We start from the raw sequence: 5428 nt of genomic DNA, 5'->3' as shown, positions 1-5428 counted from the left end.
GGCCCGGACTGCGAGCCGCAGCGAGCGTTTCGAGGCCAACCGCCGCAGGCGGCTCTTAGGCCGAGATCGCGGCATCCGCCGCGACGCCCCTGCGGGCTGCCTTGCGGGCGAGGGGCCACCGGGCGCATGTTGTTTTGGGTTCCCGACCAAAACAACGCCCTTCGCTTCTCGGGCTTTCAGCCCGAAGCGCGCTTACGCGCGACGCTCGGGCAGGATGCGCCTCACGGGCGAGGGGGCAGTGCCCCCTCCCCGTGTGCCCCTCCCCGGCAAGCCTTGTGCACCGATCCGTTCGAGCACAGTGTAGAGGGGTTCTGCGGTGCGGCCCGGGTCGAGTGGGCGGGGCCTGTCTGGACAAAAAATAGGTCGAGGCGGGCTGTGACATGCGTGTCCCTTCCACCCAGCCAAAGGCGGGCACCCTTCCGGGGGATACATAAGGGGGCTTCCCCCTTATGTGTGCTTTTTACCTTGCTTTTTGCACAAGCAAAAAACAAGCCGTCCGCCCGGACGGGACCGGGCATCCCCTGCCGCTGACCAGCGGCACACCTTAAAAGGCAAGGTACCGCGCAGCTGCACAAAAAGAACCCCAGCGCGGGGCGGATACCCCGCATCCCGGTGCCGCTTGCGGCACACTTCTCAAAAAAGGTAAGGTGCTGCACCGCTGCACAAAAAGAGCCCCAGCGCGGGGGCGGACTCCCCGGCAAGCCCTGTGCACCGATCCGTTCGAGCACAGTGTAGAGGGGTTCTGCGGTGCGGCCCGGGTCGAGTGGGCGGGGCTTGTCTGGGCAAAAAACAGGTCGAGGCGGGCTGTGACATGCGTGTCCCTTCCACCCAGCCAAAGGCGGGCACTCTTCCGGGGGGATACATAAGGGGGCTTCCCCCTTATGTGTGCTTTTTACCTTGCTTTTTGCACAAGCAAAAAACAAGCCGTCCGCCCGGACGGGACCGGGCATCCTCTGCCGCTTGCGGCACACTTCTCAAAAAAGGTAAGGTGCTGCACCGCTGCACAAAAAGAACACCAGCGCGGGGGCGGACTCCATGGCAGCATCCGTTTGGCCCCAGACCAAACGGATAGGCGCTCGCGCCTTCCTCGGGTCTTCTCGGGCCTGCGGCCCGAAGCGCGGCATACGCCGCGACGACCCTGCGGGCTGCCTCACGGGCTAGGGGTCGGCGACCCCTCCCCGTGTGCCCCTCCCCGGCAAGCCTTGTGCACCGATCCGTTCGAGCACAGTGTAGAGGGGTTCTGCGGTGCGGCCCGGGTCGAGTGGGCGGGGCCTGTCTGGACAAAAAATAGGTCGAGGCGGGCTGTGACATGCGTGTCCCTTCCGCCCAGTCAAAGGCGGGCACCCTTCCGGGGGTTCCATAAGGGGGATACCCCCTTATGTGTGCTTTTTACCTTGCTTTTTGCACAAGCAAAAAACAAGCCGTCCGCCCGGACGGGACCGGGCATCCTCTGCCGCTTGCGGCACACTTCTCAAAAAAGGTAAGGTGCTGCACCGCTGCACAAAAAGAACACCAGCGCGGGGGCGGACTCCCCGGCAAGCTGGCAGGCCCGGCCCGATCGGGCACAGAGTAGTGGGGTTTTGCGGCACAGCCCGGGGCGAGTGGGCGGGGCCTGTCTGGACAAAAAACAGGTCGGGGCGGGCTGTGACATGCGTGTCCCTTCCACCCAGCCAAAGGCGGGCACTCTTCCGGGGGATACATAAGGGGGCTTCCCCCTTATGTGTGCTTTTTACCTTGCTTTTTGCACAAGCAAAAAACAAGCCGTCCGCCCGGACGGGACCGGGCATCCTCTGCCGCTTGCGGCACACCTCTCAAAAAAGGTAAGGTGCTGCACCGCTGTACATCCCCCACCATCGCCTGGGGGCATCCGAGGGTGCAAATCAGCCCTGAGCATGAGCGTTTGTCTGGGGGCGCGGGGTTTTTTAAGGGGCGTCGCCCCTTGAATGCACTTTTCGTCCCTTTTCGTGCATCCGAAAAGGGACCCGCCGCGCGGGGGCGGATACCCCGCATCCCCTGCCGCCGGAAGGCGGCACACTTCTCAAAAAAGGTAAGGTGCTGCACCGCTGCACAAAAAGAACCCCAGCGCGGGGCGGATTCCCCGGCAAACCCTGTGCGTCGATCGTCCAGGTGCTGTGCAGAAGTGATTCCACTCAGTCAAAACAGGACGCTTGACAGCGTCCCGTTTCCAGGCTATAATGAGCATAAAGAAAGGCGCTGCCCGCAGACGGTCAGCCCCTTTGTGAGTACAGAAATAACCGCATCACTTTGCTGGGGTGGCGGTTATTTCTTTTTTGTTACTTCTAAAACGACAGTAACAACGCCCAGAATTACCAGACAGAACTGGAACAGCTCCGCATATGTAACCATAAGCATTCCCCCCTTTCTTCCGAAACGGGGAAATCCCCCGTCTCATGCGGGGGCCAACCGCCTGCAACCGTTTGTAGCAGCACCTTGTCCTTATTCTACCATGGCGGTGCTTCCCAGTCAAGGAAAATGGCGGTTGGCATTGCCACACCCCCTATCGGATGGTGTGGCTGGCCGCATACCGTTGTTGCAGCTCCTGCATTTCATTCTATGGAAATGGCTTTCAGTCAAAAAAGGAGGGGATTCCCCTCCTTTTTTCACGCTGTTTTTCACTTCCAGAAAGCATCCGTCCGCCGTCCCGCAGCAATCCGCCCACTGCCCCCTGCAAAAAACCGGCGGTGCGTTTGAGCCGGAACAGCCGCTAGGGCCGGAAGCTGGAACGCAGTTCGGAGAAATACCCATAGGCGGCATGGTAGGCATAGGGGATGCGCCCATAAGGGCTGCCGTTGCGGTTTTTGAGGAGGACCAGCTCGACCTGGCGGGGGTTGCGGGTCTTGGCGGCGTTGACGTCGAACCCCTGCTCCCCTGCCCCGGCGAGCTGCAAACCGAGCAGGACGTCCGAACTGTACTCGACCGCGCCGCTCTCCTTGAATGCCTCCATCGAAACCGCGCTGCGATAGTTCTCCCGGTTAAACGAGGAGATCGCCACGACCGGCAGATCAAAGTCACGGCTGATCCGCTTCAGCTCGACCACCGCGCGGTCGGTGTTCTGCTTGTCGCTGGCGCGGGGGTCGGCAGGCTTGAGGATTTGCAGATAGTCCACCATCACCACCGGACGTTTCCCCCGCAGCCGCAGATGCTGCCGCACCTCCTCGCGCACCTCCTGTGCACCGATTTCCGCGATCCCCTCCCGCACAAACAAACAGCCCGCGGATTTCCGATAGGCTTCGATCGCCCGGTTGAGCAGGAGCGCACGCCCGGCCGGAAGCTGGTTCTGCATCCGCAGAACCTGACGGGCAGTAAACGCGTCCTCCCGCGCGGCCGACGGATCCAGCCGCCAGGTGGTGCGCGAAATCCCCTTCGCCACCAGCTCGAGACGGCCCATCTCGAGTGAAAAAAACAGGACGTCGGTGCCGTTCGCGGCGATATATTCGGCAATCTGCAACAGATACGAGGTCTTTCCCAGCGACGAGATCGCCCCCAGCACGTAAAGGCCCGCATAAAATCCCCCATCCAGAAGCTGGTCCAGCGCCCGGAACCCGGTCGGCTCGGCCTGGCGGCTCCCCAGCCGGATCGACGCATCCAGCAGCTCGGACACCGCGTCCGCCGCGCTCGTGTGCGCGTAGGCCAGCCGGTCGGCGTCCGCCGCCTGCATCAGCAGCTCTTCCAGCGCCGCGCGGTCGGCCACCAGCAGTTCGTTCACGTCTTTGACCGTCCCCGGCAGCGTCAGCTCCCCGCAGGAAAGCCCCAGCCCCTCCAGGCCTTCCCGCAGTTCCCGGTTCATCCGCTGTCCGGCTGCGTCCCGGTCGCCCGCCGCAACAAACCGGTAGCTGTTCGCCGCCCCCGGGTTTTCCGCGCAAAGGTTCAGGAAGCGCCGCACGTTCCCCGCGCCGCAGAGCGCCACCGCGTGCCGCCCGCACGCCTCAATCGACAGCGCGTCGAACACCGCTTCGGTCACAAACAGTTCGCCGCCCTGCCCCTCCCCTTTGAGGTAATCAACCCCAAACAGCCCCATCGAGCCGGTGCTGTTTTTGTACCGCGGCTGTACCCCGTCGCGGATTGCGCGGGCGCAATAGGCGGTGCATCTCCCGCCTTCGAACAGCGGCAGATAAGCCCGTCCATCCCGCTCAAACAGCCGGTAGCGCGCGCACAGTTCCGCCGGAATCCCCCGCGCCGCAAAGTAGCTCCCGCCTGTCCCGCAGGCCGCGACCGCCTCCTCCACCATGCCGGTATAGTCGGCTGCCGGCACCGGTTCCGGCGCTTTTTTTTCCGGGCTGCCCCGCCGCACCTGCACCGTTTTTTCGGACGCGGGATCGGTGCGCCCGAACCCCTCCGGGAACGGGATCCCAAAGATTTCACACGCCTTTTTGATCTGCCGCGGGAAGCTGTCGCACTCGGGATAATCCATCGCGATCAGCTCGAAAATGTCGTAGCTTTTCCCGCAGCCAAAACAGTGCAGACGCTGGGTCTTTTGGTGGTAGCTCATGCTCGGGGTGGAGTCCCGGTGGTCCGGGTTGATGCAGCGGATCAGCCGGTTCCGCCGCCCCCCCACCACGATCCGTTTCTGCGCCATGTATTCGGGCAGCAGCGCCCGCAGTTCCTGTATCAGTGATTCGTGCGTCCTCATCCTCTGTCCCCCCTCTTTTCTCCCCATATTGTATCAGATTTCTCCCGTTTTCGCAAACTGCCCTGCGGGCGCCTTTTTTGTGCAGCGGTGCGGCTCGGCGCTTTTTTGTACAGCGGTGCAGTACCTTACCTTTTTTGAGAAGTGTGCCGCAGGCGGCACCGGGATGCGGGGTATCCGCCCCCGCGCTGGGGTTCTTTCTATGCAGCGGTGCAGCACCTTACCTTTTTAAAGAAGAATGCCGCCTTCCGGCGGCAGGGGATGCGGGGTATCCGCCCCCGCCCGGCGGGTCCCTTTTCGGATGCACGAAAAGGGACCAAAAGTGCATTTAAGGGGCAACGCCCCTTAAAAAACCCCGCGCCCCCAGACAAGCGCTCATGCTCAGGGCTGATTTGCACCCTCGGATGCCCCCAGGCGATGGTGGGGGATGTACAGCGGTGCAGTACCTTACCTTTTTAAAGAAGAATGCCGCCTTCCGGCGGCAGGGGATGCGGGGTATCCGCCCCCGCGCGGCGGGTCCCTTTTCGGATGCACGAAAAGGGACCAAAAGTGCATTTAAGGGGCGACGCCCCTTAAAGAACCCCACGCCCCCAGACAAGCGCTCATGCTCAGGGCTGACTTGCACCCTCTTCCGCCCCCAGACGATGGTGGGGGATGTACAGCGGTGCAGCACCTTACCTTTTTTGAGAAGTGTGCCGCGAACGGCACAGGATGCCCGGTCCCGTCCGGGCGGACGGCTTGTTTTTTGCTTGTGCAAAAAGCAAGGTAAAAAGCACACAT

Annotated in this window: 1 protein-coding gene; it reads right to left on the bottom strand. The window is 62.5% G+C overall.

Annotation, left to right across the window (positions count from 1 at the left end; all coding sequences use genetic code 11):
- Positions 1–2725: 2725 nt before the first annotated feature.
- Positions 2726–4651: a DnaB-like helicase C-terminal domain-containing protein gene (locus tag D5269_RS16680; RefSeq protein WP_158605036.1), complete on the bottom strand. Its 1926-nt coding sequence runs from the start codon at positions 4649–4651 to the stop codon at positions 2726–2728.
- Between the last annotated feature and the right edge of the window lie 777 nt (positions 4652–5428).

It is taken from the genome of Anaerotruncus sp. 1XD42-93 (assembly GCF_009917605.1).
Lineage (GTDB): Bacteria > Bacillota > Clostridia > Oscillospirales > Ruminococcaceae > Anaerotruncus.
The sequence above is the reverse complement of the archived record's forward strand: the minus strand, read 5'-3'. Positions and strand labels throughout refer to the sequence as shown.

Coding starts and splice junctions, on each gene's coding strand:
- D5269_RS16680 (WP_158605036.1), bottom strand. CDS start 4,651: ATGAGGACGCACGAATCACTGATACAGGAACTGCGGGCGCTGCTGCCC.